General features: G+C 65.7%; 27 protein-coding genes and 1 riboswitch. Of the genes, 13 read left to right on the forward strand and 14 right to left on the reverse strand.

Translation table 11 applies throughout. The features are described from left to right. The first annotated feature begins 9 nt into the window (after nt 1-9). The 7 genes from KVP10_RS11545 to KVP10_RS11575 all read left to right on the forward strand — a co-directional run bounded on the left by KVP10_RS11545 (nt 10) and on the right by KVP10_RS11575 (nt 7,913). Nucleotides 10-1,593, forward strand: coding sequence for an ABC transporter substrate-binding protein (locus tag KVP10_RS11545; RefSeq protein WP_217964744.1), 1,584 nt, complete (start codon nt 10-12; stop codon nt 1,591-1,593). Between the two features lie 16 nt (nt 1,594-1,609). After that, nucleotides 1,610-2,584 carry an ABC transporter permease gene (locus KVP10_RS11550; RefSeq protein WP_217964745.1) on the forward strand — a complete coding sequence of 325 codons (975 nt, stop codon included), beginning with the start codon at nt 1,610-1,612 and terminating at the stop codon, nt 2,582-2,584. 53 nt (nt 2,585-2,637) lie between these two features. Further along, entirely contained in the window at nt 2,638-3,504 is an 867-nt protein-coding gene (locus KVP10_RS11555; RefSeq protein WP_246600625.1) for an ABC transporter permease, read from the forward strand. A 13-nt stretch (nt 3,505-3,517) separates the two neighbouring features. Continuing rightward, a complete protein-coding gene (locus KVP10_RS11560; protein WP_217964747.1) occupies nt 3,518-4,537 on the forward strand; it encodes an ABC transporter ATP-binding protein in 1,020 nt (339 codons plus the stop codon). Nucleotides 4,538-4,617: 80 nt separating this feature from the next. Further along, nucleotides 4,618-5,664, forward strand: coding sequence for an ABC transporter ATP-binding protein (locus KVP10_RS11565; protein WP_217964986.1), 1,047 nt, complete (start codon nt 4,618-4,620; stop codon nt 5,662-5,664). Nucleotides 5,665-5,750: 86 nt separating this feature from the next. Continuing rightward, nucleotides 5,751-6,620 carry an N-formylglutamate amidohydrolase gene (locus tag KVP10_RS11570; RefSeq protein ID WP_217964748.1) on the forward strand — a complete coding sequence of 290 codons (870 nt, stop codon included), beginning with the start codon at nt 5,751-5,753 and terminating at the stop codon, nt 6,618-6,620. Between the two features lie 93 nt (nt 6,621-6,713). Continuing rightward, complete coding sequence (locus KVP10_RS11575) at nt 6,714-7,913, forward strand: M20 aminoacylase family protein (protein WP_217964749.1); 1,200 nt, start codon at nt 6,714-6,716, stop codon at nt 7,911-7,913. Nucleotides 7,914-8,404: 491 nt separating this feature from the next. Here the strand turns inward: KVP10_RS11575 and KVP10_RS11580 are convergent, their stop codons facing one another. The 9 genes from KVP10_RS11580 to KVP10_RS11620 form a co-directional block, all read right to left on the reverse strand. Further along, complete coding sequence (locus KVP10_RS11580) at nt 8,405-8,929, reverse strand: carboxymuconolactone decarboxylase family protein (RefSeq protein ID WP_217964750.1); 525 nt, start codon at nt 8,927-8,929, stop codon at nt 8,405-8,407. Nucleotides 8,930-9,248: 319 nt separating this feature from the next. After that, on the reverse strand, nt 9,249-9,800 hold the full coding sequence (locus tag KVP10_RS11585) for a cob(I)yrinic acid a,c-diamide adenosyltransferase (RefSeq protein ID WP_217964751.1): 552 nt from the start codon (nt 9,798-9,800) through the stop codon (nt 9,249-9,251). A gap of 50 nt (nt 9,801-9,850) precedes the next feature. Further along, nucleotides 9,851-10,291: a GNAT family N-acetyltransferase gene (locus tag KVP10_RS11590; RefSeq protein WP_217964987.1), complete on the reverse strand. Its 441-nt coding sequence runs from the start codon at nt 10,289-10,291 to the stop codon at nt 9,851-9,853. Between the two features lie 77 nt (nt 10,292-10,368). Continuing rightward, a complete protein-coding gene (locus tag KVP10_RS11595; RefSeq protein ID WP_217964752.1) occupies nt 10,369-10,674 on the reverse strand; it encodes a copper-binding protein in 306 nt (101 codons plus the stop codon). Nucleotides 10,675-10,832: 158 nt separating this feature from the next. Continuing rightward, a complete protein-coding gene (gene hslU, locus KVP10_RS11600; RefSeq protein ID WP_217964753.1) occupies nt 10,833-12,164 on the reverse strand; it encodes an ATP-dependent protease ATPase subunit HslU in 1,332 nt (443 codons plus the stop codon). A 43-nt stretch (nt 12,165-12,207) separates the two neighbouring features. Continuing rightward, the gene (gene hslV, locus KVP10_RS11605) at nt 12,208-12,741 is read right to left on the reverse strand and encodes an ATP-dependent protease subunit HslV (RefSeq protein ID WP_217964754.1); all 534 of its coding nucleotides are present in this window, start codon (nt 12,739-12,741) and stop codon (nt 12,208-12,210) included. A gap of 854 nt (nt 12,742-13,595) precedes the next feature. Then, the gene (dksA, locus tag KVP10_RS11610; protein ID WP_217964755.1) at nt 13,596-14,039 is read right to left on the reverse strand and encodes an RNA polymerase-binding protein DksA; all 444 of its coding nucleotides are present in this window, start codon (nt 14,037-14,039) and stop codon (nt 13,596-13,598) included. A 73-nt stretch (nt 14,040-14,112) separates the two neighbouring features. Further along, nucleotides 14,113-15,243: a CobW family GTP-binding protein gene (locus KVP10_RS11615; protein WP_217964988.1), complete on the reverse strand. Its 1,131-nt coding sequence runs from the start codon at nt 15,241-15,243 to the stop codon at nt 14,113-14,115. 298 nt (nt 15,244-15,541) lie between these two features. Further along, on the reverse strand, nt 15,542-16,033 hold the full coding sequence (locus KVP10_RS11620; RefSeq protein WP_246600626.1) for a Fur family transcriptional regulator: 492 nt from the start codon (nt 16,031-16,033) through the stop codon (nt 15,542-15,544). A gap of 137 nt (nt 16,034-16,170) precedes the next feature. Here KVP10_RS11620 and KVP10_RS11625 point away from each other — a divergent pair, with 137 nt between their 5' ends. From KVP10_RS11625 to KVP10_RS11640, 4 genes are all read left to right on the forward strand, one after another. Continuing rightward, nucleotides 16,171-16,323 (forward strand): hypothetical protein, encoded by a 153-nt coding sequence (locus tag KVP10_RS11625; protein ID WP_217964757.1) that lies wholly within the window; start codon nt 16,171-16,173, stop codon nt 16,321-16,323. A gap of 4 nt (nt 16,324-16,327) precedes the next feature. Next, nucleotides 16,328-17,044: a metal ABC transporter ATP-binding protein gene (locus KVP10_RS11630; protein WP_217964758.1), complete on the forward strand. Its 717-nt coding sequence runs from the start codon at nt 16,328-16,330 to the stop codon at nt 17,042-17,044. Nucleotides 17,045-17,058: 14 nt separating this feature from the next. Next, nucleotides 17,059-17,937, forward strand: a complete 879-nt coding sequence (locus KVP10_RS11635) for a metal ABC transporter permease (RefSeq protein WP_217964989.1) — start codon at nt 17,059-17,061, stop codon at nt 17,935-17,937. Nucleotides 17,938-18,137: 200 nt separating this feature from the next. Continuing rightward, nucleotides 18,138-19,193, forward strand: a complete 1,056-nt coding sequence (locus KVP10_RS11640; RefSeq protein WP_246600589.1) for a metal ABC transporter substrate-binding protein — start codon at nt 18,138-18,140, stop codon at nt 19,191-19,193. 24 nt (nt 19,194-19,217) lie between these two features. On the opposite strand, the gene xerC is transcribed toward KVP10_RS11640, so the two are convergent. The 5 genes from xerC to KVP10_RS11665 all read right to left on the reverse strand — a co-directional run bounded on the left by xerC (nt 19,218) and on the right by KVP10_RS11665 (nt 23,683). After that, nucleotides 19,218-20,219 carry a tyrosine recombinase XerC gene (xerC, locus tag KVP10_RS11645; RefSeq protein WP_217964759.1) on the reverse strand — a complete coding sequence of 334 codons (1,002 nt, stop codon included), beginning with the start codon at nt 20,217-20,219 and terminating at the stop codon, nt 19,218-19,220. Between the two features lie 81 nt (nt 20,220-20,300). Next, entirely contained in the window at nt 20,301-20,969 is a 669-nt protein-coding gene (locus KVP10_RS11650) for a DUF484 family protein (RefSeq protein ID WP_217964760.1), read from the reverse strand. Then, nucleotides 20,966-21,859, reverse strand: a complete 894-nt coding sequence (gene dapF, locus KVP10_RS11655) for a diaminopimelate epimerase (protein ID WP_217964761.1) — start codon at nt 21,857-21,859, stop codon at nt 20,966-20,968. Before dapF ends, KVP10_RS11650 begins: the two co-directional genes overlap by 4 nt. Nucleotides 21,860-21,932: 73 nt before the next feature. Further along, nucleotides 21,933-22,826, reverse strand: a complete 894-nt coding sequence (locus KVP10_RS11660; RefSeq protein WP_217964762.1) for a lysophospholipid acyltransferase family protein — start codon at nt 22,824-22,826, stop codon at nt 21,933-21,935. After that, nucleotides 22,823-23,683 carry a lysophospholipid acyltransferase family protein gene (locus tag KVP10_RS11665; protein ID WP_217964763.1) on the reverse strand — a complete coding sequence of 287 codons (861 nt, stop codon included), beginning with the start codon at nt 23,681-23,683 and terminating at the stop codon, nt 22,823-22,825. The genes KVP10_RS11660 and KVP10_RS11665 overlap by 4 nt, the downstream gene beginning before the upstream one ends. Before the next feature lie 242 nt (nt 23,684-23,925). On the opposite strand from KVP10_RS11665, the gene metK reads away from it, so the two are divergent. Both metK and KVP10_RS11675 read left to right on the forward strand, forming a co-directional pair. Next, complete coding sequence (metK, locus tag KVP10_RS11670) at nt 23,926-25,101, forward strand: methionine adenosyltransferase (protein WP_217964764.1); 1,176 nt, start codon at nt 23,926-23,928, stop codon at nt 25,099-25,101. Between the two features lie 73 nt (nt 25,102-25,174). Continuing rightward, nucleotides 25,175-25,414, forward strand: a complete 240-nt coding sequence (locus KVP10_RS11675) for a DUF1289 domain-containing protein (RefSeq protein WP_217964765.1) — start codon at nt 25,175-25,177, stop codon at nt 25,412-25,414. 54 nt (nt 25,415-25,468) lie between these two features. Continuing rightward, a riboswitch (S-adenosyl-L-homocysteine riboswitch) is annotated at nt 25,469-25,568 on the forward strand. Nucleotides 25,569-25,579: the final 11 nt, after the last annotated feature.

Genomic DNA, 25,579 nt, shown 5'->3' on the forward strand with positions numbered 1-25,579 from the left:
AGCACAACCATGAAGTCATTCCGCAAGACGCTATTGCTGTCGGCGTTGGCCGCCGGTTTTCTGGCCTTGGGCGGTATCGCCCAGGCCCGCGACCTGACCATAGGGCTGCGTTCCGAGCCGAGTTCGATGGACCCTCAGTTCCACTCGCTTACCCCCAACACGCAGTTGTCGGAGACCATGTTCGACCCGCTGGTGCGCACCGACGGCAACGCCAAGCCGGTGCCTTGCCTGGCTCAGTCCTGGACGGTGAACGGCAACGAATGGGTCTTCAAGCTGCGCCCCGATGTCAAGTTTTCCGACGGCACGCCGCTCACTGCCGACGACGTGCTGTTCACCTACAAGCGCGTGCCGCTCGTGCCCAACAGCCCGTCCTCTTATTCGCTGTACCTGAGCTCGGTGGCCAAGGTCGAGGCGGTCGACCCGCATACTGTCAAGATCACCACCAAGGGGCCCTCGCCGGTCCTGCTGGCCAATCTGTCGATGGTGCCCATCATGTCCAAGAAGGACGCCTCCGGCCCGGCGCCCGAAGGCAAGACCACGGTCGAACTCAACCGCGGCGACGGCTTGGTCGGCACCGGCCCGTACAAGTTCGTGTCCTGGAAGCGCGGCGATTCCATCGTGCTGGAACGCAACCCCAACTACTGGGGCAAGAAGCCGGCCTGGGACAAGGTCATCTACCGTCCCATCACCAATTCGGCCGCTCGTGTGGCCGCGCTGCTCTCGGGCGACGTGGATGTGATCGAGGATCCCCCGACCGACGACCTGCCCAGGCTCAAGAAGGACAAGAAGCTGTACATCCAGGCAACGCCTTCGGTGCGGGTCATCTATGTAGCCATGAACCAGTCCAAGGAAGTGCCGCCGGGCATGTCCGGCACCAACGGCAAGAATCCGCTCACCGACAAGCGGGTGCGCGAAGCGCTGTCGCTGGCCATAGACCGCAAGGCCATCGTCGCCCGCATCATGGGCGGCGTGGCGCAGCCGGCGGCCAATCTGCTGCCTTATCCGGCCTTCGGCACGTCCAAGAAGTATTCGGTGGTGCCGGCGGCCGATACGGCCAAGGCCAAGAAGCTGCTGGCCGACGCCGGCTATCCCAATGGCTTCACGCTGTCGCTGGGCTCGCCCGCCGGGCGCTACACCAACGACCAGCGCATTGCGCAGGCGGTGGCCGCCATGTGGGCGCGCATCGGCGTGAAGACCAATGTGGAAACCATGGCGCCGCCGGTCTTCTTCAAGAAGCGCAATACTTTCGCGTTCAGCACCTATCTGGCAGGCTGGGCGGCCAGTTCGGGCGAGATGCTCAATCCGCTGACCTCGCTGGTGGTCACCAAGAACCCCAAGCTGGGCCTGGGCACTACCAACTGGAGCCATTACTCCAATCCTGCAATGGACAAGGAAGTCATGGCCGCCTCGGAGACGCTGGACGACGCCAAGCGCTCGGAAATGCTGCAGAATGCCGGCAATATGGCAATGGCGGACTACGCCATCCTGCCGCTGCAGTTCGAGCTCTCGGTCTGGGCCATGAAGAACGACATCCGCTATGGCGGGCGTGCCGACCAGATGACCCTGGCGCAGGACATGACCCTGGTCAAGTAGCGGGACGGCTGACTGCGTGTTGTCGATCATAATCCGCCGTCTGCTGCAGACGGTGCTGGTGGTGCTGGTCATGTCGGCGCTGGTGTTCGCGGGCCTTTACCTGGTCGGCGACCCGGTGTCGATGCTGGCCGCCCCCGAGGCGACCGACGCCGAGCGCGAGCTCATCCGCCAGTCGCTGGGGCTGAACCTGCCTTTGTGGCACCAGTACCTGATCTTCCTGAGCAAGGCGGTGCACCTCGATTTCGGCAACAGCTTCCTGACCGGCGAGCCGGCCATGCACCTGATCCTGCAGCGCATGCCGGCCACGCTCGAACTGGCCACGGTGGCGATGCTGCTGTCCATGCTGATCGGCATCCCGCTGGGCATCTATGCCGGCCTGAAGCCGCGCAGCCTGGCGGCGCGTTCCATCATGGGCGGCTCGGTGCTGGGCTTTTCTCTGCCCAATTTCTGGGTCGGCCTGATGCTCATCATGCTGTTTGCCGTGATGCTGGGCTGGCTGCCGTCGGGCGGGCGCGGGCCGGTCGAGCACTTCGGCCCCATCGGCCTCAGCGTCTTCAGCCTGGAAGGCTGGAAAAGCCTGATCCTGCCGGCCTCCACGATCGCCACCGCCAAGTGCGCGCTCATCATCCGCGTGACGCGCGCCGCCACGCGCGAATGCCTGCCGCAGGACTACATCAAGTTCGCGCGCGCCAAGGGGCTGTCCGAGCGCCGCGTGTTGTGCGTGCACCTGCTGAAGAACATTCTCATCCCCATCATCACCATAGGCGGCCTGGAATACGGCCAGGTCTTCGCTTTCGCTGTGGTGACCGAAACGGTGTTTTCCTGGCCCGGCATGGGCAAGCTGCTGATAGATTCCATCATCACGCTGGACCGGCCCGTGGTGGTCGCCTACTTGATGCTTACCGTAGTGTTCCTGGCGCTGCTGAACCTGGTGGTGGACGTGGCCTACACCGTACTCGATCCGCGCGTGCGGCCCGGAGGCTCGTCATGAGCACCGTCGTCACTCCAGCCCAGGGCGCCCCCGCGCCCGCCCGGCGCGAGAACATGTTCAAGGAATTCGTGCAGCAGTTCGTCACCAGCAAGCTGGCGGTGGCGGGCCTGATCCTGCTGGTCATATTCCTGCTGCTGGCGATCTTCGCGCCCTGGATCGCGCCGCAGAATCCCTTCGACCTGGCTACGCTGGACATCATGGATTCCAAGCTGCCGCCGGGTTCGCTCAACGGCGCCGGCACCATGACTTACTGGCTCGGCACCGACGGGCAGGCGCGCGATGTGTTCTCGGCCATACTCTACGGCCTGCGCATCAGCCTGTTCGTGGGGGTGGTGTCGGTGTCCTCGGCATTCATCATAGGCACCGCGGTCGGGCTGATCGCCGCGTACTTCGGCAAGTTCGTCGATGCGCTGCTGATGCGCATCGTCGACATCCAGTTGTCTTTCCCGTCCATACTGGTGGCGCTGATCCTGCTGGCGGTGCTGGGCAAGGGCGTGGACAAGGTCATCTATGCGCTGGTGGCGGTGCAGTGGGCATACTTCGCCCGGGCGGCGCGCGGCGCCGCCATCGTCGAGCGCAACCGGGAATATGTCGAGGCGGCGCGCTGCCAGGGGCTGTCCTGGCCGCGCATCCTGTGGCGCCACTTGTTCCCGAACTGCATCCCGCCGCTCATGGTGATCGCCACCATAGACCTGGCGCACGCCATCGCGCTCGAGGCGACCCTGTCGTTCCTGGGCGTAGGCGTGCCGGTCACGCAGCCCTCGCTGGGCATGCTGATTTCCAACGGTTTCGAATTCATGATGTCGGGAGACTATTGGATCTCGTTCTTCCCCGGCATTGCGCTGGCCCTGGTGGTGATCGCCATCAACCTGGTGGGCGACCACCTGCGCGACATCCTCAATCCGCGCAACACGATATAGCGGGCGCACGGGCATGCAGACACACACGGAGACCTCTTTGCAGACATCGGCGGCACCCTCATCGGGCGAGTGGCTGCTCGAGGTGCAGGGGCTGCGCACCTGGTTCCATACGCGCCGCGGCGTGCTCAAGGCCGTCGACGGCGTATCGCTGCGGCTGCAGCCGGGCGAGATCCTGGGGCTGGTGGGCGAATCGGGCTCGGGCAAGAGCATGACGGGCTTTTCGCTCATGAACCTGGTGGACGAGCCTGGCCGCATCCAGGCCGAGCGCATGGTCTTCGACGGCCGCGATTTGCTGAAGATGTCGGCCGACGACTACCGGCGGCTGCGCGGCAAGGACATGGCCATGATCTTCCAGGATCCCATGATGACGCTCAATCCGGCGCTGCGCGTGGATACGCAGATGATCGAGGCCGTGCAGGCCCACGAGCCGGTGTCGCGCGCCGAGGCCCGCGAGCGCAGTGTGCAGGCGCTGGGCAAGGTGGGCATTCCCGCACCGCGCGAGCGCATGCGCGCCTATCCGCACCAGTTGTCCGGCGGCATGCGCCAGCGCGTGGCCATCGCCATCGCGCTGTTGAACAAGCCCAAGCTGATCATCGCCGACGAGCCGACCACGGCGCTGGACGTGACGATACAGGGCCAGATCCTGTACGAGGTGCAGAAGCTGTGCCGCGAGACCGGCACCGCCCTGATCTGGATCACCCACGACCTGGCGATCGTCTCGGGCCTGGCCGACCGCCTGGCCGTGATGTATGCCGGACGCATCGTCGAAACCGCGCCCACTGCCGATATCGTGCACGGCGCCCAGCACCCCTATACGCATGGGCTGCTGGCCTCCATTCCGACGCTGGCTACGCGTGGCCGCGAGCTGTTCCAGATCCCCGGCGCCACGCCGTCGCTGCTGGAAATGCCCGAAGGCTGTCCGTTCCGCACGCGCTGCTACCGGGCCAGTCCGCAATGCGTGCAGCCCCCTGCTATGCGCGAACTCGCGCCGGGACACGAGGCCAGTTGCTGGCATAGCGGGGGGGCGGCATGAACGCATCGGTCCAGTCGTCCGGCATGGAGGCCCACGTTCCTGAAGAAAGCCTAGGGCAGGGGGGCGGCGCTTCCACGGATATGTCACAGGCCTTGGGCCCGATACTGCGCCTGTCCGGCGTGGGGCGCGAATACCGGCCTTCGGGCGACGTGGTGGATCGCGTGGCGCGCCTGCTGCAGGGGCGCCCGGCTCTCAGGCCGGTGCAGGCGGTGGCCGATGTCGACCTGGACATCCAGGCGGGCGAAGTGGTCGGCGTGGTCGGCGAGTCGGGCTGCGGCAAGACCACGCTGGGCCGCATGCTGGCCGGCATCCTGGCGCCTACGCGCGGGCGTGTGCAGTATCGCGGACAGGATGTGTCCCGGCTGAGCGGCCCGGCGCGGCACAAGTACCAGCTCGACATACAGATGATCTTCCAGGATCCGTTCTCGTCGCTGAACCCGCGCATGCGGGTGCTGGACATCATCGGCGAGGCGCCCCTGGCGCACGGCCTGGTCGCGCGGCGGGACAAGGAAGCCTACGTCTGCGAACTGATGCGCAAGGTGGGGCTGGACCCCGCCTACCGGTATCGCTATCCGCACCAGTTTTCCGGCGGCCAGCGCCAGCGCATCGGCGTGGCGCGCGCGCTGGCGCTGAAGCCGTCCATCATCGTCTGCGACGAGGCGGTGGCGGCGCTCGACGTTTCGATCCAGGCCCAGGTGCTGAACCTGTTCGTCCAGTTGCGCAAGGAATTCGGCCTGACGTATTTCTTCATCAGCCACAATCTCGGCGTGGTGGGGCATATCTCGGACCGCGTGGCCATCATGTACTTGGGGCGCGTGGTCGAACTGGCGCCGACCGACGCCATCTTCGGCGCGGCCCGCCACCCGTATACCCAGGCGCTACTCAAGGAGCTGCCCAGCCTGGGCACGGGGCAGCGCCACTTCGAGCCCATCGCGGGCGAGCTGCCTTCGCCCATGGACCCGCCGGCCGGCTGCCCCTTCCATCCGCGCTGCCCGTTCGCAATGGAACGCTGCAGCCGCGAGCGGCCCGTGCTCAGGCAGGTAGCCGGCCCCGCGCAGGCGCCGGCAGACGGGCGCGACACGCGCCATTTCAGCGCCTGCCATCTGGACGACCAGGCGCCGGCGTGAACCTGCTATAAAGAAAGGCCATGAAGATTATCCTGCCGGGCGCGCAGCCCGGGCCGTGCGGCGTTTGAATCATCGAGGAGACCCCCATGCAATTCCAGTTTGCCGACACAGAAGATTTCGAACCCTATACTCTGTCCTTGCCGGCCGGGGAGCCCATTCCGCTGGTCTGTGATTCGCCGCACAGCGGCGCGATCTATCCGCAGGATTTCCACAGCTGCCTGCCCATATCGGTACTGCGCTCGGGCGAAGACACCTATGTCGACGAGCTGTGGCGCGCCATTCCCCTGGTGGGCGGCAGCCTGGTGGCTGCCAATTTCCCGCGTTCGTACATAGACCCGAACCGCGAGATCGACGATATCGACCTCGACATGCTGGCCGAGCCATGGACCTCGCGGGTGCATCCCACCGAGAAGACGCGCCTGGGCCACGGCCTGATCTGGAAGGTGGCGCGCGGCCAGCCCATGTACGACCGCAAGCTCGAAGTCGCCGAAGTGGAAAACCGCATCGCCACTTACCACCAGCCCTATCACGCCGAACTGGGCCGCCGCATCGACCAGATGCACGAGCGCTTCGGCGGCGTGTGGCACCTGAACTTGCATTCGATGCCGGCCAATTCATACGAGATCCTGGAGATCGAGTCCGACCATCCCCTGGCCGATTTCGTGCTTGGAGACCGCGACGGCGTGACTTGCGATCCGGCCCTGGTGCCCGTCATAGAAGAATTCCTGGTGGGGCGCGGCTACACGGTCGCCCGCAATGATCCTTTCAAGGGCGTGGCCCTCATCGCCCGCCTCGGGCGGCCCGACGAGAACCGCCACAGCCTGCAGATCGAGGTCAACCGCAAGCTGTACATGAACGAGGAAACCTACGAGAAGTCCGCGGGCTTCGCCGCCCTGCAGGAATCGTTGTCGCTGCTGAGCGCCAGGGTTGCCGAGTTCGTGCGCGAGCGGCTTTGACCCGGGTTTGCGCCCGCCGGGCGGGGCCGCTGCCCCTCGCGCCGCCGCGGGCCCATGAGTGACCGCAGCATTCTTTTCCGAGAGACTCGAATCATGACCGTACTAGCAGAAATCGAACAGAAACACGAAGAGCTGACCGCCATACGGCGCGATATCCATGCCCACCCTGAACTGGCCTTTACCGAAGAGCGCACCGCGTCCGTGGTGGCCAAGCGCCTCGCCGAGCTGGGGCTGGAGGTGCACACGGGCATCGGGCGCACCGGCGTGGTGGGGGTGTTGCGCGCGGGCAGCGGCAAGCGCTCGATAGGCTTGCGCGCCGATATGGACGCGCTGCCCATGCCGGAACTGAACCGCTTCGCGCATCGCTCGCAAAACGAGGGCAAGATGCACGGTTGCGGCCATGACGGACACACTACGATGCTGCTGGGGGCGGCGCAATACCTGGCTTCGAACCGCAATTTCGACGGTACGGTGAATTTCATTTTCCAGCCGGCCGAAGAGGGCGGCAATGCAGGCGCCAAGGCGATGATGGACGATGGCCTGTTCGAGCGCTTTCCCTGCGATGTGGTGTACGGGATGCACAATATGCCGGGCATGGAAGAAGGGCATCTGGCGTTCCGTTCCGGTCCGACGATGGCTTCGAGCAACCGCTTCGATATCATCATCAAGGGCGTGGGCGGGCATGCCGCGCAGCCGCAGAATTCGGTGGATCCGATCATGATCGCGGCGGAAATGGTGCAGGCGCTGCAGACGCTGATCACGCGCAACAAGAATCCTATCGATACCGCGGTGCTGTCGCTGACGCAGATCCATGCAGGGGATGCGTACAACGTGATTCCGGCGCAGGCGGTGATACGGGGCACGGTGCGCACCTATACGGTGGCGGTGCTGGACATGATGGAAAACAATATGCGGCGCATCGTCACGAAGTTGTGCGAGGCTTATGGCGCGACGGGGGAACTGGATTTCGTGCGCTGCTATCCGCCGCTGGTGAATTGGCCGGAACAGACGGAATTTGCTGCGGGCGTGGCCGAGTCGGTGTTCGGGGCGGAGCGGGTGAACCGCTCGATTCCGCCTTTTACGGGCTCGGAGGATTTTTCTTTCTACCTGGAACAGGTGCCGGGCACGTATTTGTTCATCGGCAACGGCGACGGCGCGCATCGCATGGATACTTACCACGGCATGGGGCCGTGCCAGTTGCACAATTCGAATTACGATTTCAATGACGCGCTGCTGCCGGTGGGGGCGACGTATTGGGTGAAGCTGGTAGAGGCGACGCTGCCGAAGGCTTGATTTTTTTCTTTACCCGCGCCGCGGGCGGCTGGGGGCAGGCAGGCTCGCTCGCCCGGTGACGGCTTCGCCGTCACTGCCCTTGACCTCCGGACGTTTTGGGGGCGGTCGACAAACTCGCAACGCGGCCAGTCCCCCGGACTGGCCGCACCCTTGTTGCTCACACAGTGCCGACCTTGCATCCCCCAAAACGCCCTACGGTGGCGGCGGGCTCGGACGAGCCTGCCTGCCCCCAGCCGCCCGCGGCGCTGGACGGTGGCGTGTTTGGGGAGAGGTGCAGAGGGATGGGTGAATGCTAGGGAAAGTGGTGGCAGTTGTGGCGGCGTTGTCAAAGTGACGCTGTCGGGAACTGACAGAGCCGCTAGAGTTCGAGGTGGGTAGTAGCTCGGCGCAGCAGCGTTGCTTGTTGCGTTGCGGGTTGCGTGGCTGGGGCGCCGCCGCGCCGGTTGGAGGGCGCGGGCGGCCGGGACGGAACGGTGGCGGCTGGAGGGTGTTCAGCGCTGGTCGTCGGAGTGGATGTCCAGGGCTTCCAGGAAGCGGGACACCATGTTGTAGGCGGCGATGGTGGCCGTGAGTTCGACCATTTGCTTGGCGTCGAAGCGCGACTTGACGGCGTCGGATATGTCGGCGGGGACTTGTATCTGGCGCGTCATGGAGTCGGTGTAGGCCAATACCGCGCGTTCCTGTTCGTTGAAAAGAGAGGACTCGGTCCAGTTGCCCAATGCGTCGAGCTGGGCCTGGGTCATGCCTTCCTTGAGCGCGATGGGACCGTGCTGGTCCGCTTCGTAGGGGGCGCCGTTGAGCAGGGCGACGCGCATGATCACCATTTCGCGCAGGGCGCCCGGCAGCGAGCTGCGCTGGCGGATGGCGGTCAGATAGGTGAGCCAGCCGCGGGCGATTTCGGGGCTGTGCAGCAGCATTTGGTACAGGTGCAGCACGTTGCCGCGCTCGGCGGTGATCTGGTCCACCAGGGGCTTGGTGTCGGGGCGGGTGAGGTCGGCATAGGGCAGGCGTGCCATGTTGGTCCTTGCGGTTCGGGCTCGAGGCGTTGCGGCGATTGTAAAGGCAAAGCCAGGCGCGGCCGAACGGGCCGCGGCAAGGTTTAGCCGCAGCGCCATGGTGCGAGTCCGAGGGGACTGAGGGGTGGCGCTAGGGTATGGTGCTAGCGTATTTTCGATTCAGATATTTACAGCCTTCGAAGCACTGCATGTGGCGGGTGCCGAGAGGGTGGTAAACGTTTGCGCCGAACTTGCTTTGGGGCATGGTGCTCAAGATGCGGCCCTCAGGATGTAGCACTCGGGATGTAATACCAAGGGTATGGCGCTTAGGATACGGCTTTCAGGGCGCCGGCTCGCGCTGCCAGAGCACGTCCGCGCCGCCTTGTTCCCGGTTCAGGGTGCGCGCCAATACGAAGCACAGGTCGGAGAGCCGGTTCAGGTATTGGCGCGGGGCGTCGCGTACCGGTTCCTCGCGGCCCAGCGCGACCACGGCGCGTTCGGCGCGCCGGCAGATGCTGCGCGCCATGTGGGCCAGCGCCGCGGCGCGCGAGCCGCCGGGGAGAATGAATTCGCGCAGGGGCGGCAGCTCGCCGTTGTAGCGGGCCAGTGCTGCGTCCAGCGCTTGCACATGATGGGCCTGCAGGGTTTCGTGTCCCGGGATGCAGAGTTCCGCGCCGAGGTCGAACAGGTCGTTCTGCACGCGGGCGAGCAAGGTATCGATGGCCGGCGGCAAGGTTTCGGTGCGCCACATGCCGATGGCGCTGTTCAGTTCGTCGACCTCGCCCAAAGCGGCGATGCGCGGCGTGTCCTTGCCCACGCGGCTGCCGTCGCCCAGGCTGGTTTCGCCGGCGTCGCCGCCGCGGGTGGCGATTACCGAAAGCCGGTTGGCCATGCTTGTCGTCCTGTCTGCTTGATGTGGGTGTTCGAGTCCGATGCCGGGAATCAGGCGCCGGGGGATTGGGCCAAGCGCCGCAGCGGCTCGCCGGTCAGGCGCACGATGCGCCAATCGGGCAGCACGCTGGCGCCATGGCTTTCGTAGAAATCGATGGCGTTGCGGTTCCAGTCCAGCACGCTCCATTCGAAGCGCCCGCAGTCCAGTTCCAGTGCCAACTGCGCCAGGTGCCGCAGCACCATCCGCCCTATGCCGCGGCCGCGGTGCGCGGCCTGGACGTAGAGGTCTTCCAGGTACAGCCCGCGCTTGTCGAGAAAGCTGGAATAGTTGTGGAACCACAGCACATAGGCGATGACGTGGTCGGGCCGGCCCTGGGGGTGCGCCACGAGGGCATGCGCCGCCGGCTGCTCGCCGAACAGGCTCTTGTGCAGGCTGCTTTCCGTGGCCTGGAAGATCCCGGTCAGGCTTTCGAATTCGGCCATTTCACGCATCAGCGCGTGGATCTGCGGAACATCCTGTGCCTGCGCCTGGCGCAGCCCGTAGCCTTGTGTATCCACCTATGCTCCTGCTATTTGCTGATGCGTGTCACCACGTATTGCCCGCCTTGGCGCGCGGCGGTGAAGCGCACCTTGTCGCCAGGCTGGATGCCCTTCAGCAGCGTGGGGTCGATATGGTAGACCAGCGTCATGGCTGGCAACTGCAGGTCGGAAATCGCGCCCTGCTTGATCGTGATCTTGCCGGCCGCGGCGTCGATGCGGCGCACTTCGCCCGAGCCCGAAGCTTCCTGGGCGGGGGCCGTCGCCGCGTGGACGGCCGGTGCCGCAGCCAGGGCGGCGGCCAGCACGCCCTTCCATGCCTGATTGGATGTGTTCATAGCAATGTTCCGTCGCGCCGGCCTTGGGCCGGCGCGCTGCGATTACCCTTGTACCTTTCGTATATTGAAAGAATACAACATACCGATGGGGGCATACCGTCCACATCCGCAGGCCTGCGGCTCGCGGAAGATCGGCTACGGGCGTACGAACGCAGCGACTACAGCACGTAGCGCGCCAAGTCCTGGCTGGAGGCCGCTTCCTCGAGCTGGCGATTGACGTATTCCGCGTCTATGGTCACCGTCTGCCCGCTGCTGGCGGTGGCGTCGAAGGACAGGTCCTCCAGCAGCTTTTCCATGACCGTGTACAGGCGCCGCGCGCCGATGTTCTCGGTGCGCTCGTTGACCTCGAAAGCCAGCTCGGCCAGGCGCTTGACGCCCTCGTCGGTGAAATCCAGCGTGACACCTTCGGTGGCGAGCAAGGCGCTGTACTGCTTGGTCAGCGAGGAGTCGGTCTCGCACAGGATGCGCACGAAATCTTCCGCCGACAGCGAATCCAGCTCCACGCGTATGGGGAAGCGCCCCTGCAGTTCCGGTATCAGGTCGGACGGCCGCGACAGATGGAACGCGCCCGAGGCGATGAACAGGATATGGTCGGTGCGCACCACCCCGTACTTGGTGCTGACCGTCGTGCCTTCGACCAGGGGCAGCAGGTCGCGCTGCACGCCCTGGCGCGACACATCGCCGCCGCCATGTTCCTGGCGCGAGGCGATCTTGTCGATTTCGTCCAGGAACACAATGCCGTTCTGCTCGGCATTCATGACTGCATTGGTGCGCAAGTCTTCCTCGTTGATGCGGCGCGAGGCCTCTTCTTCGACCAGCAGCTTGAACGCTTCCTTGACCGTCATCTTGCGGGCCTTCTTCTTGTCGCGGCCCAGCCCGGCGAACATGCTCTTGAGCTGCTCGGTCATTTCTTCCATGCCCGGCGGCGCCATGATCTCCATCTGCGGCGCCATCTGCGCCACCTCGATCTCGATTTCCGTGGCGTCCAGCTTGCCCTCGCGCAGCCGCTTGCGGAACGTCTGTCGCGCATTGTTTTCTTCGCGTTGCGGCTGGCCCTGCGCGTCACGCGCCGGCGATACCAGCACGTCCAGGATACGGTCCTCGGCCGCGTCCTCGGCCTGCGTGCGTACCCGGCGCATCTCGATATCGCGCGTCTGCTTGATGGAGATTTCCACCAGGTCGCGGATGATGGTGTCCACATCGCGGCCCACATAGCCCACTTCCGTGAACTTGGTGGCCTCGATCTTGATGAACGGCGCATTGGCCAGCCGCGCCAGCCGCCGCGCGATCTCGGTCTTGCCCACGCCCGTGGGCCCTATCATCAGGATATTCTTGGGCAGAATCTCGTGGCGCAGGGGCTCGGGCACCTGCTGGCGGCGCCAGCGGTTGCGCAGCGCCACCGCCACGGAGCGCTTGGCGCGGTTTTGCCCGACGATGTTCTTGTCGAGTTCGGAGACAATTTCCCCGGGAGTCATGGTAGTTGCGGACATGGTGCGGAACCTGTGTATTCAGCGCGTTAAAGAGTGCAGCGCTTCAAAGAGTTTCGATGGTGTGGTTCTGGTTGGTGTAGATACACAGATCGCCGGCGATCTCCAGGGATTTCTTGACGATGTCGGCCGGGGCCATTTCCGTGTTCTGCAGTAGCGCCAGCGCGGCCGACTGGGCGTAGGCCCCGCCCGAGCCGATGGCCGCCAGGCCGTGCTCGGGTTCCAGCACATCGCCATTGCCGGTCAATACCAGAGTGTGTTCGTGATCGGCCACGATCAGCATGGCTTCCAGCCGCCGCAGCACCCGGTCGGTACGCCAGTCGCGGGTCAGCTCCACGGCGCTGCGCATCAGGTGGCCCTGGTGTTTTTCCAGCTTGGCCTCGAAGCGTTCCTGCAGTGTGAAGGCATCGGCCGTGGCGCCCGCGAAGCCGGCAAGCACCTTGTCATGATAGAGCTTGCGGATCTTGCGCGCGGTGCCCTTGACGACAATATTGCCCAGCGTGACCTGGCCGTCGCCCCCCAGGGCGACCTCGTTGCCGCGGCGCACGCAAATAATGGTGGTGGCGTGAAATTGTTCCATGGAATCCTTCCTGTGAAAGAAGTAAATGGAGGCGCAGGCCCCGAATTCAAGAGGCGGCCGGCGGGATTTTCACAGCGGAAGTAAGACGATGACCGGCGTACGCTGCCAGGAGCCCTGGCAGCCTTGGCGGCAAGCCAGCCCGGATGGTCGTGTCCCTATTGCTCAGGGACACAAAGATAGTAATGGCCGTGAGGCGTAAAGAAAAGGGCGGGGGAGGGGGGCAATAGTGATGAAGAGTGGAAATGACCCGAGGAACAAAGAAGGAGGGCCGAGCAGGCAAAAAGAGATGCGAGCAGCAGGCGAGAAAACGAGATGGGTAAGGAAAAGTAAGAGAGGAAGAGCGCTATGAAAATCAGCGCAACAAAAGAATGATGAAGGGGACCGGAATGAGGGGACCGGAATGATGAAGGGGACCGCCACCCCTCGCCATCGTCCAGCGTCGCGGGCGGCTGGGCCTAGGCAGGCTCGTCCGAGCCCGCCGCCACCGTAGGGCGTTTTGGGGGATGCAAGGTCGGCACTGTGTGAGCAACAAGAGTGCGGCCAGTCCGGGGGACTGGCCGCGTTGCGAGTTTGCCGACCGCCCCCAAAACGCCCGGAGGTCAAGGGCAGTGACGGCGAAGCCGTCACCGGGCGAGCGAGCCTGCCTAGGCCCAGCCGCCCGCGGCGCGGGTCAAGAACCCGAACCCAGACCCCAAGACCCAGACCTAGAATCCAGAACCTAGAATCAGCAAGAGCCCCCAAGCCTCAAGGCAACAAACGAACCCTGATCTTCAAGACCTAAAGATCCCAAACCCGAAGCCTGGATCATCAACAACCTAAAATCCAGCCTGGAAAAACCGAACAAAGCCCCGGAATCAATCCCCGTACAGCTTCTGCCGCATTTCGCGCCGTTCCTGCGCCTCCAGCGACAGCGTCGCCGTGGGCCGCGCCAGCAGGCGCGCCAGCCCGATCGGCTCGCCGGTTTCCTCGCACCAGCCATACTCGCCCGTATCGATACGCGCGATCGACTGCTGCACCTTCTTCAGCAACTTGCGCTCGCGGTCGCGCGTGCGCAACTCCAGCGCATGCTCTTCCTCGATAGTGGCGCGGTCCGCGGGATCCGGCACGAACTGGGTTTCACGCAGATTTTCCGTAGTCGCACCGGCATTGTTGATGATGTCCTGTTCCAACTGCTTCAGGCGCTCGCGGAAAAACGCCAGTTGCGCCTCATTCATGTAGTCGGACTCCGGCATCGCCAGCAGTTCCTCTTCGGTCATGATCGGACCGTGGACGGCTGTGGCTGCAGATTTGCTTGCCATGATGTACCCCTTTTATCTCTATGATGTTTTGGTTCTCGCGACCGTTATGGCTGCTGTCTCCGCAAAAAAATGGTCACGCCGCTAGGCACTGTTCCAGGCCCCGAGTGAAAATCTCCTCGGGGAGCTTATGGCCGATAAATACCATCTTGGTATTGGGTTTCTCGTTCGACAACCATGGCTTGCCGGGTTCCGCGCCCATCATCATGTGCACACCCTGGAACAGCATACGCCGATTGATTCCCTTCAGGTACAACACACCCTTGTAGCGCAACAGATCGGGCCCGTAGACCTGCACGATCCCGCTGAGGAATTCCTCCAGGCGCTCCGGATCGAACGCCTTGTTCGAGCGGAACACGAACGCACCTATGCTGTCGTCGTGATGCGCATGATGATGATCGTGGTGCGCGTGCCCGCAATGGTCGCCGCATTCCTCGTCATCGCCGTGGTCATGGCCCTCGTGGCCATGATCGTGGTCGTGATGATGCCCATGGCCGTGATCGTGGTCATGCGCCGCGTCCGGATGTTCCTCGGCCAGGAATTCCGGGTCGATGTCCAGGATCGTGTTCAAGTTGAAGCCGCTGACATCCAGCAAATTCTTGATTTCGGCCTCGCCGAAATGCACCGGCGTGATCGGCGCGCGCGGGTTGATATGCACCAGGCGCGAGCGCAAGGCCTGATAATCGGCCTCGTTCACCAGGTCTTTCTTCGAGACCAGGATGCGGTCGGCGAAACCCACCTGCTTCTGGGCTTCTTCCTGCCGGTCCAGCGTTTCCATGCCGTGCTTGGCATCGACCACCGTAATCACCGCGTCCAGCCGATAATATTCGGCGATGCCGTCGTCCATGAAGAACGTCTGGCAGACCGGGCCGGGATTCGCCATGCCCGTGGTTTCTATCACCACGCGGTCGAAGGAAATCGCGCCGGCCTCGCGCTTGTCGCGCAAGTCGAGCAGCGCGCGCATCAAGTCGCCGCGAATCGTGCAGCACACGCAGCCGTTGCTCAGTTCGACGATCTGTTCTTCGCTTTCCTGCACCAGCAGTTCGTGGTCGATATTCTCGGGCCCGAACTCGTTTTCGATGACGGCAATGCGCTGGCCGTGCTTTTCGGTCAGGATACGCTTGAGCAGGGTAGTCTTACCGGCGCCGAGAAAACCGGTGAGGATGGTGACGGGCACCATCTTGTCTATGGCGGGAGCGGCTTGCATCATGGGCCTCGCTGGTCGCGGGTCAAAAGAGAAGACGCTCAGGCAGTGGCGCTACGATTTTGCACCGCGAAAGAAAAATTCAACGTGCGATTACAGCACAGCACGCGTTTAAGAGCAAACAGAACTGGAAATGCTTACATTATTCCGGTAAATGGCCGATTGTGCCCCAGAGCGGCGCGCGATACCAGCCTATTCGCACGAATCGCCGCCCGGCGCGATCCCCGCCTCCGGGACAGCCCGAAACCCGGGTGCCGCAGCTACAGGCGGGAGACGGCGCCGGATTCCGGCCCTGGGCGCCCTAATGGGGGTGGGAGTGCGCCAACGGACGCCCCTGCCCGCTGCATTGCCCGCACAGCGCCTGCAGCTCGGTCTCGTGCCCGGCCAGCACGAAGCCCGCATCGGCTACCCTGCGCGCCAGCTCGCGGCTCAGGTCCGGGTCGCTCAGTTCCGCCACCGCGCCGCAGCGCGTGCAAACCACCAGCAGGTCGTGAGGCTGGCCGGCCGCGTCCAGGCAGGCCGCCCAGGCATTGACGGCGTCCAGCCTGTGGATCAGCCCTTCCTCGACCAGGAAGTCCAGTGCGCGGTAGACCGTGGGGGGCGCCGCCCCGGCCTGCTCGCGGCGGATCTCGTCCAGCAGCTCGTAGGCCTTCAGGCTGCGCTGCCGGCGCAGCAGGATTTCCAGCACCTTGCGGCGGATCGGCGTCAGGCGCTTGCCGCGCTGCAGGCACAGCGTTTCGGCGGTATCCAGCTGTCGCGAGACCGCGAGGGGCGTCGGCTGTTCTTGAGGCATGGCGTCGGAGCGGGTGTGCAACCGGCGCGCAGAAGGCCCGGTCATGTCCTCACATCCTTTCAAGGCAATGTTAGAATGGTTATGTTATAACATAACGCACCGCCCACACCAAACACCGCGCCCGTACCGTTCGCTCCATGCCGCACCCCGTCGTACCCACCCATCCGGCCCGCCAGCGCTCCGGGTCCACGCTGCTTGCGTCTTGCGGCGTGCGCGTGGCGCGCGTGGCGGTGGCGGTCGTCGTCATGTGGGCCCTGACCGGCTGGGCCATGGGCTGGCTGACCCTCTGAAGCCATGGACGCGGCGGCCATCGAACTGGACCAGGTCAGCCTCGGCTGGCGCGACCGCGTCGCGGTGCGCGACGTCAGCGGCGTCTTCGAGCGCGGCACCCTCACTGCCATCGTCGGCCCCAACGGGGCCGGCAAATCCACACTGATCAAGGGCATCATGGGGGTGCTCAACCCCTTGCGCGGCGAAATCCGGCTGGCTGGCGATCCGGGCCGCGACATGGCGTGCCTGCCGCAATCCGGCGAGCTGGATCGCAGCTTCCCCATCAGCACCTTCGACCTCGTCGCCATGGGCGCCTGGCGCCGCGTCGGCGCCTGGAAGGGCTTCGATACCGACGAGCGCGAGCGCGTCTGGCACGCCCTCGATACCGTGGGCCTGGCCGATTTCGCCGCACGCATCGTCGGCACCCTGTCCGGCGGCCAGTTGCAGCGGGCGCTGTTCGCGCGCCTGCTGCTGCAGGACGCGCACATCCTGCTTCTGGACGAGCCCTTCGCCGCCGTCGACCGCGCCACCACCGAAGACATGATGGCCTTGCTGCTGCGCTGGCACGAAGAGGGCCGCACCGTGATCGCCGTGCTGCATGACCTCGACATGGTGCGCGAGATGTTCCCGCAGGCCTTGCTGATGGCCGGCCAGGCCGTGGCCTGGGGCCCCACGGCCGAGGTCCTGACCCCCGAAAACCTGCATCTGGCGCGGCACCTGTGCGCGGGAGACTACCGGTGAGCTGGCTCTATCACATGCTGGTCGAGCCCTTCCTGCATTACGGCTTCATGGGCCGGGCGCTGGCCGGCTCATTCGCCCTGGCCTTCGCCGCCGGCCCCCTGGGCGTGTTCCTGGTATTGCGGCGCATGAGCCTGATGGGCGACGCCATGGCCCATGCCATCCTGCCGGGCGTGGCGGTGGGCTTTCTCACGGCGGGGCTGTCCCTGAGCGCCATGACCGTGGGCGGGCTGGTGACCGGGCTGGTGGTGGCCATGCTGGCCGGCGCCGTGGCGCGCCTGACCCCCTTGCGCGAAGACGCCAGCTTTGCGGCCTTCTACCTGGTGTCGCTGGGCCTGGGCGTGCTGCTGGTGTCGCTGCGCGGCTCGAATATGGACCTGATCCACGTGCTGTTCGGCACCGTCCTGGGACTGGACGACGCCTCGCTGCTGCTGGTGACATCCACCAGCAGCGTGACGCTGCTGGCCATGGCGGTGATCTTCCGCCCGCTGGTGGTGGAATGCCTGGACCCGGGCTTCCTGCGCGCGCAGCGCGGCGCCGGCTCGCTGAGCCACATGGTGTTCCTGGTATTGCTGGTGATGACGCTGGTGGCGGGCTTCCAGGTACTCGGCACCCTGATGGTGGTGGGCATCATGATGCTGCCGGCCACCGCCGCCCGTTTCTGGGCGCGCACCGCCGGGCGCCAGATGGTCCTGGCCGGCGTCATTGGCAGCGGCGCCTCGTTTGTCGGCCTGCTGGTTTCATACCATGTGGACGTGCCGGCTTCTCCGGCTATCATCCTGTCGGCCGGCGCTGTCTATTTCCTGTCGGTGGCGCTGGGCCCCTACGGCGGATTGCTGCAGGCGGCGCGCCAGGCGCGCGCGCGGCGCCGGCGCCTGGCGGAGATCGTGGGGTGACGCGCGCAGGCGCGGGCTTCAGCTATGACGCCTGTGGCAAGAATCCATATGGCTTGTATACATATTATCGACGTTGACATATATACATATATATTTGCGACATTCGAGCCCATCTTGATACCGCAAGGCTGCCAATACCGCTCATGCGATCGGGCGGGCTCGATGATCGGGTCGCTTACCTAGACAACACGGAGAAACCTATGTCGAGGAAATGGGTAACGGGCATGTGCGGGGACGCGCGCGCCGTTGCGCGCCGTGCGCTGGCAGCGTTGGCGGGGGGGCTGCTGTGGGCCGCTGCGGCCTGCGCGGCGCCCGCGCCCGGCGCCGTCGCCGCACCGGATTCCGCGCCGCTCAGGGTCGTGGCCAGCTTCTCCGTGCTGGGCGATATGGTCCAGCAGATAGGCGGCGATCATATTGCCTTGACCACCATCGTCGGGCCCAATGGCGACGTGCACGATTTCGAGCCCAGCCCGAAAGATTCCAAGGCCCTGGCGCATGCCCAGTTGCTGCTGGTCAATGGCCTGGGCTTCGAGACCTGGATGCCGCGCCTGGTGCAGGCTTCGGGGTTCAAGGGCCTGGAAGTGGTGGCCTCCCGCGGCATCACGCCGCGCCACCTGAGCGCGGGCGAGCAGGCCCTGGAGCGCGCCGAAGAGCGGCGCGGCGGCCACGAACACGAGCGCGGCCGCGAAGAACGGCGCCAGCCCGGGGCGGCGCCGACCGACATCGACCCGCATGCTTGGCAGAGCCTGAGCAACGGCCTGGTATACGTGCAGAACATTACCGCCGGCCTGATCAAGGCCGATCCCGCGCACGCGGCCGACTACCAGTCGCACGCCGACATGTATATCGCCCAGATCAAGGCGCTGGACGCCAAGCTCAAGCAGGCCCTGGCCGCCATCCCCGAGGCGCGGCGCAAGGTCGTGACTTCGCACGACGCCTTCGGCTATTTCGGCCTGGCGTACGGCGTGCAGTTCATCTCGGCCACCGGCATTTCCAACGAAGCCGAGCCCTCGGCCAAGGAAATGGCCAGGCTCATCGACCAGATCAAGAAAGAACACGTGTCCGCGGTCTTCCTCGAGAACATCACCAACCCCAAGCTGATCCGCCAGATCTCGCGGGAAACCGGCGCCAAGATCGGCGGCGAGCTGTATTCCGACGCGCTGGCCGCGCCGGACCAGCCGGCAGGCACCTATCTCGGTATGTTCGAATGGAATGCCGGGAAGCTCATCTACGCCCTGGGCCCGGCGCAGCACTGATCCGGCGCGCGCTGCGCGTCGCGTTCAGCGCTTGCGCGTGGCGCGCGGATGGGCCTGGTCGTAGACCTTGGCCAGGTGCTGGTAGTCCAGGCGGGTGTAGATCTGCGTAGTGGAAATATTCGCGTGCCCCAGCATGTCCTGCACGGCGCGCAGGTCCTGGGCCGACTGCAGCATGTGGCTGGCGAAACTGTGGCGCAGTATGTGCGGATGCACATGCACAGGCAGCCCCGCCCGCAGCGCGAGCTTGTCCAGCTGCAACTGCACCACCCGCGGCGCGATGCGCCGCCCGCGCGCGCCCACGAACAGCGCCGCGGCGTCGGCGACGGACGCGCCCTCGGCTTGCGCCATCTGCGCGCGCACTTCCAGCCAGGCGCGCACCGCCGCCACCGCCTTGCCGCCCAGCGGCACGCTGCGCGTCTTGCCGCCTTTGCCCTTGACTATCGCCTCTTGCTCGTCGAGCTGAAGCCAGCCCTGCGATTCGTAGCCGCCCTCGCGGGTGTAGCGCCAGTCCAGGCCGACCAGTTCGGCCAGGCGCAGGCCGCTGGAATAAAGGATTTCGAACATGGCCTGGTCGCGGCATTGCGCCGGGGTGTCGGCGGCGGGCAGGCCGGGATGGTCGAGCAGCACCTGGGCCTGCTCGACCGACAGGGCCTTGGGCAGGCTGCGGGGGATCTTCGGGGCGCGCACCCCGGCGGCCGGGTTGCCGCCCATGCCGGTTTGCGGCGCCCACCATTGATAGAAGCCGCGCCAGGCGGCCAGCGCGCGCGCCAGGCTGCGCGGCTTCAGTCCCTGGGCGTGCAGCCTGGCGACCGAGGCCCGGATGTGGCTCTCGGCCATGCGTTCCAGGGGCGTGGCGGGCTGGCAGTCCAGTAGCAGGCGCAGGTCGCGGCGGTAGCCCGCGACCGTGTGCGCGGAATAGCGGCGATTGGCTTGCAGGTGCAGCAGCCATTGCTCCATGGGCGCCGGCAGCGCCGCGGCATCGCCGCGCACTGGCTTCCTGGTGGCGGGCGGGCGGGATGGCGGCATGGCGGTTTACAGCGGCTGGCGGCGCCGGGCCGGCGGGCTCGTGTGCTGGAGCCCGGGTCGGTCAGGGCGCCGGATCATATTTCAGGCGGCGGCGCGCAGGCGGCTGAGCGCCGCGCCCGCCAGTTGGCCGAGCGTGTCGAGGAAGGACGTGCCCATGTCCTCGGTGAAGCGGTGGGCGTCGTCCGAGCCCAGCACCAGCAGGCCGAAGGGCGCTTGCGAGCCGGGCGGGCGCAGGGCCACGATGGCCAGCGAGGCGGGCGACTTTTCCAGCCAGGACGCCACCTGCTGGCCGCGCAGCGGGCCGCAATAAGGCGTGGCGAGCGCGTCGGCATAGTCCTTGACCAGATCGTCGACCCCATGGGTGTAGTCGCCATCGCCCAGTATGGGCACGTCCCACAGGCGCAGGGCGATGCCGGGCAATTCGAACAGGCCTCCCAGGCTCTGCACCACGTGGCTGGGCAGCAGCGCCGGATCGCGCTCGGCCAGCATGCGTGCGCACCAGGCATGCAGCGATTTGCTGATTTTTTCGTTGGCCGCGGCGTTGTGCATCAGGGTGGAAAGCTTCCATTCCAGATCCTTGGCCTTGGCGCGCAGGGTCAGGATCTGCCGTTCGCCCAGCGAGATGGCGCGCGCCTCGTGGGGGTGGGGCACGCGCAGGCCGGCGAACAGATCGGCATGTTCCTGCAGGAAGTCGGGGTTCTCTTGCAGGAACAGGGCGATATCCTCTGCGGAAATGCTGTCGGTGCTCATGGTCGGGCGGCTTCCTTGGTGTTGAATGAGGCGGTCAGGGCGTCGATATCGACCTGGCCCTGGAATACAGTGACGGCGGGGCCTTGCATGCTCAGGTGCTGGCCGTCCCAGGCTACGGTGAGCAGGCCGCCACGCGTGCGCACCCGCACCGGGCTGTCCAGCAGGCCGCGGCGGATGCCGGCGGCGACCGCCGCGCAGGCGCCCGTGCCGCAGGCCAGCGTCTCGCCGGCGCCGCGTTCATAGACGCGCAGCTTGATCTCGTTGCGGCCCAGCACCTGCATATAGCCGGCATTGACGCGATGCGCGAAACGCGGGTGGGATTCGATCAGCGGGCCCTGCGTGGCCACGGGCGCCGCGTCGACGTCGTCGACGACTTGCACCGCGTGCGGATTTGAAATGGCGACCAGGGATATTTCGGGACTGGAGCCGTCGGGCAGCGGCAGCGTCCAGAGCGTATCGTCGCCGCAGGGGCGCGAGGCCAGGCCTTGCGCGTCGAAAGGCAGGGCCTCGGGCTCGTAGCGGGTCTGGCCCATGTCGACCCGCACCTCGCCGTCCGCGCCCTGGTCGAGTACCAGCAGGCCAGTGGCGATTTCGGCCTTCAGCGGGTTGCGCCCGGACAGTTTTTGCTCGTGCACGAAGCGCACGAAGCAGCGCGCGCCGTTGCCGCAGTGCTCGACCTCGCTGCCGTCGCAATTGAAGATGCGGTAGCGGAAGTCGGCTTCGGGGTGGCTCGGGGTTTCGACCAGCAGAATCTGGTCGGCGCCTATGCCGAAATGGCGGTCGCCCAGCGCGCGGGCGCGCTCGGGGGTCATTTCTATGCGCTGGCGCACACCGTCGAGCACAACGAAGTCGTTGCCGGCGCCCTGCATTTTCGTGAAATTCCAGATCATGACTGCGATTATCGCCTAATTTACGGCCCTCGCCCCCTATGGGCAGGGGGAAATTCCGCAAGCAATCGACAAGTCAATAGAACTTCCGGTCTCCTTCCTGCGGCCGGGTCTTGAAGCGCCGGTGCACCCAGTAGTATTGGGTAGGGTCGCGCCGTACCCACTGCTCGAGCAGCCCGTTGATGCGCCGCGTGGCGGCTTCTGCATCGTCTTCGCCCGGAAACTCTTGCAGCGGCGGCAGCACCTCCACGGTGTAGCGCCCGCTGTTTTCGTCCAGGCGGCTGACGATGGGCACTACCGCGGCATCCCAGGCGCGGGCGATCTGCGCGGTGGCCGGGATGGTGGCCGCCTCTATGCCGAAGAAGGGCACGAAGATCGCGCCCTGGCGGCCGAAATCCATGTCGGGCAGGTAGTAGACCGGCACGCCCTGGCGCAACTGGCGGATCAGGCCGCGCACGCCGTCGCGGCGGCTGATCAGGCGCACGTCGTTGAAGCGCCCCCTGCCTTCGCGCACGATGCGGTCCACGTCGGGATCGCTTTGCGGCGTGTAGAGCGTGGCCGAATGCTCGAGGAATTCCGTCAGGCGCGTTGCGGCTACGTCCAGGGCGATGAAGTGCGGCGCCAGCATCAGGATGGGCCGCCCGTCGGCCAGCAGGCGCTCGAGGTGTTCCAGCCCACTGATGTCGATGGCGGCGTTGATGTCCTCGACCTTGCCGAACCATAGCAGGCCGCGGTCGACCACGGATTGCGCCAGCAGCCGGAAATGGCGCCGCAGCCAGGCCTCGCGCTCGTCTTCGCCATGCTCGGGAAAGCACAGCCGCAGATTGGTGCGCACGATATGCGCGCGCGACTTGAGCAGGCGCGGCGTGAGCCAGCCCAGACTGCGGCCCCAGCGCAGGCGGGTGGCGGTGCTGCAGCGGCCGAAATAGGAAAAAACCGCCCGCAGCAGGCGCAGCTTGATCGAACTCATGCTTCTTGTGATTCCGGTTCGGGGGGAGGCGGTGCGCCCTTGGGCACTTTGTAGCGGTTGTAGCCCCATAGGTATTGCTGCGGGAATCGCCGGATCAAGGCTTCCATGTGGCGGTTGATGAGCACGGCCTGTTCATAGGGGTCGGCCGGCAAGGCCTCGGACAGGCGCAGGCAGTGGATGCGCCAGCCGCGGCCGCGCGGCAAGCGCTCGGCCGCGCCCAATATCACCGGCACGCCGGCCTGCGTGGCAAGTTTGCCGGCCAGTGTCATGGTGTAGGCGGGCCTTCCGAAGAAGGGGGCCCACACGCCTTCGCCGCGGCCCGGCGCCTGGTCGGGCAGGAGGCCGACGGATTCGCCGCGCCGCAGCGCGCGCGCAAATTCCCGCACACCCCGCATTGTGGCCGGCACGGCTTTCAGGCCCGAGAGATTGCGCACGGCGTCCATGGCCGGGGCCAGGAAAGCGGAGCGCGGCGGCCGGAACATGACCGTCAAGGGACCGTAGTGCATGACATGGCGCGCAGTGATCTCGAAACAGCCCAGGTGCGGCGTCAGGTACAGCACGCCGCGGCCTTCGGCCGCGGCGGCCTCTAGCACGGCTTCGTCGCGGGCGGTGGTCATGGCCAGGCATTGCGCCTGCCGCAGCCAGACCTTGGGCATTTCCATGATCATGGCGCCGGTCTCGGCCGCTGCGCGCCGCGCGAAGGCCGGCTGCGGATAGCCTGCCTGCGCGGCGTTGGCCCGCAGCCGCTTGCGGTAGCGGCCCGGCATGGCATAAAGCAGCCGGCCCGCGAGGCGGCCCAGGCTGTGCAGCACGGGCAGTGGCAGGGCGGCTAGCAGGCGAAGCGCAAACAGCAGCATGTAACGGCAATAACCCTTTTGAAATCAATAGAAAGATACACCGAGCCGTATTTTCGCTTAAAATGAAACGAGTCGCCGAGTTAACCGACAACTTGCGGGGCGATGGCCGGGGCGGTTCGCCGTTGCGGCATAAATACCGCTAAAGCGTCGCGCCCCGTTTCCCATGCTATACGCTATCCGAGGTGCAACGCATTCCGTTCAACCTCAGGCTGCGCCGCAGCCGACTACAGGAACGTATAGACGTGGCAAATACAGATTTTCTCTTCACTTCCGAATCGGTTTCCGAAGGCCATCCCGACAAGGTCGCCGACCAGATCTCCGATTCCATCCTCGACGCCATCTTCGAGCAAGACCCGAAAGCCCGGGTCGCCGCCGAGACGCTGTGCAATACCGGCCTGGTAGTGCTGGCTGGTGAAATCACCACCACCGCCAATGTCGACTACATCCAGGTAGCGCGCAACACCATCAAGCGCATCGGCTACGACAACACCGATTACGGCATCGACTACAAGGGCTGCGCGGTGCTGGTCGCCTACGACAAGCAATCGCCCGACATCGCCCAGGGCGTCGACCGCAGCCCGGAAGAACTGCTCAACCAGGGCGCCGGCGACCAGGGCCTGATGTTCGGCTATGCCTGCGACGAAACCCCCGACCTGATGCCCGCACCCATCTGGTACGCGCACCGCCTGGTGCAGCGCCAGAGCGAGCTGCGCAAGGACGGCCGCCTGCCCTGGCTGCGGCCCGACGCCAAGTCGCAGGTCACTTTCCGCTATGTCAACGGCAAGCCCGCCGAGGTCGACACCGTGGTGCTGTCCACGCAGCACGCGCCCGACATTTCGCAGGACGCCATCAAGGAAGCCGTGATCGAAGAGATCATCAAGCCCAGCTTCCCCGACGGCCTGCTCACCTCCAAGACCAAGTACCTGGTCAACCCGACCGGCGTATTCGTGATCGGCGGGCCGCAAGGCGACTGCGGGCTGACCGGCCGCAAGATCATCGTCGACACCTACGGCGGCGCCTGCCCGCACGGCGGCGGCGCGTTCTCGGGCAAGGATCCCTCCAAGGTCGACCGTTCGGCCGCCTACGCCGCGCGCTACGTGGCCAAGAACGTAGTGGCCGCAGGGCTGGCGCGCCAGTGCCAGGTGCAGGTCAGCTACGCCATCGGCGTGGCCGAGCCCATCAACATCACGGTCTACACCGAAGGCACGGGCATCATCCCCGACGAGCAGATCGCCCGCCTGGTGCGCGAGCACTTCGACCTGCGCCCGCGCGGCATCATAGAAATGCTCGACCTGCTGCGTCCTATCTACGCCAAGACCGCCGCCTACGGCCACTTCGGCCGCTCCGAGCCCGAGTTCAGCTGGGAAGCCACCGACAAGGCCCAGGCGCTGCGCCAGGCGATCAAGCTGGCGGTATGACGCGCGGCGCCTGCGCTCCGTGCACGCAGCGGCTCCCTTGGGGGCGCCGCGTGCGGGGGCGGAGCACGGGCGCATGAGCGACGAGCGCGACCCCCAGGGCTGCGACGCCGGCGGCCGCCACAGCGACGACGCGCACAGCCTCGCGCCCAGCGACTCGCCCTGCATCGCGGTGTGCTCGACGCTGTACGACGAAGTCTGCCGCGGCTGCGGGCGCACCGCCATGGAGGTCGCCAACTGGGTCTTCCTGTCCGACGAGGAAAAGCGCGCCGTATGGGTGCGCATCCGGGCCCAGGGCTACCCGCGCCGCGGCTGAAAACCCACGCAGGCCTGCCGCCGAGCGGCCCTTCGACTGCGTTACAATCACCACTTTCCTGAGGAGCGCTGCGACGGGTAGCGCGCCGGCCGCCATGGCCCGCCCACCCGCTAGGCTCAGGAAGTGTTTCTCGATCGAACGGCGCTCATCATCTCCTGCCGGGCC

It is taken from the genome of Candidimonas humi (assembly GCF_019166065.1).
Classification (GTDB): domain Bacteria; phylum Pseudomonadota; class Gammaproteobacteria; order Burkholderiales; family Burkholderiaceae_B; genus Candidimonas; species Candidimonas humi.

Bases quoted from the DNA above. Each gene is read 5' to 3' on its own strand.
- KVP10_RS11635 (WP_217964989.1), top strand. From the start codon at position 17,059: ATGCTGGTCGAGCCCTTCCTGCATTACGGCTTCATGGGCCGGGCGCTG.
- KVP10_RS11650 (WP_217964760.1), bottom strand. From the start codon at position 20,969: ATGAGCACCGACAGCATTTCCGCAGAGGATATCGCCCTGTTCCTGCAA.
- KVP10_RS11630 (WP_217964758.1), top strand. From the start codon at position 16,328: ATGGACGCGGCGGCCATCGAACTGGACCAGGTCAGCCTCGGCTGGCGC.
- KVP10_RS11565 (WP_217964986.1), top strand. From the start codon at position 4,618: ATGTCACAGGCCTTGGGCCCGATACTGCGCCTGTCCGGCGTGGGGCGC.
- xerC (WP_217964759.1), bottom strand. From the start codon at position 20,219: ATGCCGCCATCCCGCCCGCCCGCCACCAGGAAGCCAGTGCGCGGCGAT.
- KVP10_RS11585 (WP_217964751.1), bottom strand. From the start codon at position 9,800: ATGGCCAACCGGCTTTCGGTAATCGCCACCCGCGGCGGCGACGCCGGC.
- KVP10_RS11570 (WP_217964748.1), top strand. From the start codon at position 5,751: ATGCAATTCCAGTTTGCCGACACAGAAGATTTCGAACCCTATACTCTG.
- hslV (WP_217964754.1), bottom strand. From the start codon at position 12,741: ATGGAACAATTTCACGCCACCACCATTATTTGCGTGCGCCGCGGCAAC.
- KVP10_RS11675 (WP_217964765.1), top strand. From the start codon at position 25,175: ATGAGCGACGAGCGCGACCCCCAGGGCTGCGACGCCGGCGGCCGCCAC.
- dapF (WP_217964761.1), bottom strand. From the start codon at position 21,859: ATGATCTGGAATTTCACGAAAATGCAGGGCGCCGGCAACGACTTCGTT.
- KVP10_RS11625 (WP_217964757.1), top strand. From the start codon at position 16,171: ATGCCGCACCCCGTCGTACCCACCCATCCGGCCCGCCAGCGCTCCGGG.
- KVP10_RS11615 (WP_217964988.1), bottom strand. From the start codon at position 15,243: ATGCAAGCCGCTCCCGCCATAGACAAGATGGTGCCCGTCACCATCCTC.
- KVP10_RS11545 (WP_217964744.1), top strand. From the start codon at position 10: ATGAAGTCATTCCGCAAGACGCTATTGCTGTCGGCGTTGGCCGCCGGT.
- KVP10_RS11665 (WP_217964763.1), bottom strand. From the start codon at position 23,683: ATGCTGCTGTTTGCGCTTCGCCTGCTAGCCGCCCTGCCACTGCCCGTG.
- KVP10_RS11660 (WP_217964762.1), bottom strand. From the start codon at position 22,826: ATGAGTTCGATCAAGCTGCGCCTGCTGCGGGCGGTTTTTTCCTATTTC.
- KVP10_RS11620 (WP_246600626.1), bottom strand. From the start codon at position 16,033: ATGCCTCAAGAACAGCCGACGCCCCTCGCGGTCTCGCGACAGCTGGAT.
- hslU (WP_217964753.1), bottom strand. From the start codon at position 12,164: ATGTCCGCAACTACCATGACTCCCGGGGAAATTGTCTCCGAACTCGAC.
- KVP10_RS11555 (WP_246600625.1), top strand. From the start codon at position 2,638: ATGTTCAAGGAATTCGTGCAGCAGTTCGTCACCAGCAAGCTGGCGGTG.
- KVP10_RS11560 (WP_217964747.1), top strand. From the start codon at position 3,518: ATGCAGACACACACGGAGACCTCTTTGCAGACATCGGCGGCACCCTCA.
- KVP10_RS11640 (WP_246600589.1), top strand. From the start codon at position 18,138: ATGTCGAGGAAATGGGTAACGGGCATGTGCGGGGACGCGCGCGCCGTT.
- KVP10_RS11575 (WP_217964749.1), top strand. From the start codon at position 6,714: ATGACCGTACTAGCAGAAATCGAACAGAAACACGAAGAGCTGACCGCC.
- KVP10_RS11580 (WP_217964750.1), bottom strand. From the start codon at position 8,929: ATGGCACGCCTGCCCTATGCCGACCTCACCCGCCCCGACACCAAGCCC.
- dksA (WP_217964755.1), bottom strand. From the start codon at position 14,039: ATGGCAAGCAAATCTGCAGCCACAGCCGTCCACGGTCCGATCATGACC.
- KVP10_RS11590 (WP_217964987.1), bottom strand. From the start codon at position 10,291: ATGCGTGAAATGGCCGAATTCGAAAGCCTGACCGGGATCTTCCAGGCC.
- KVP10_RS11595 (WP_217964752.1), bottom strand. From the start codon at position 10,674: ATGAACACATCCAATCAGGCATGGAAGGGCGTGCTGGCCGCCGCCCTG.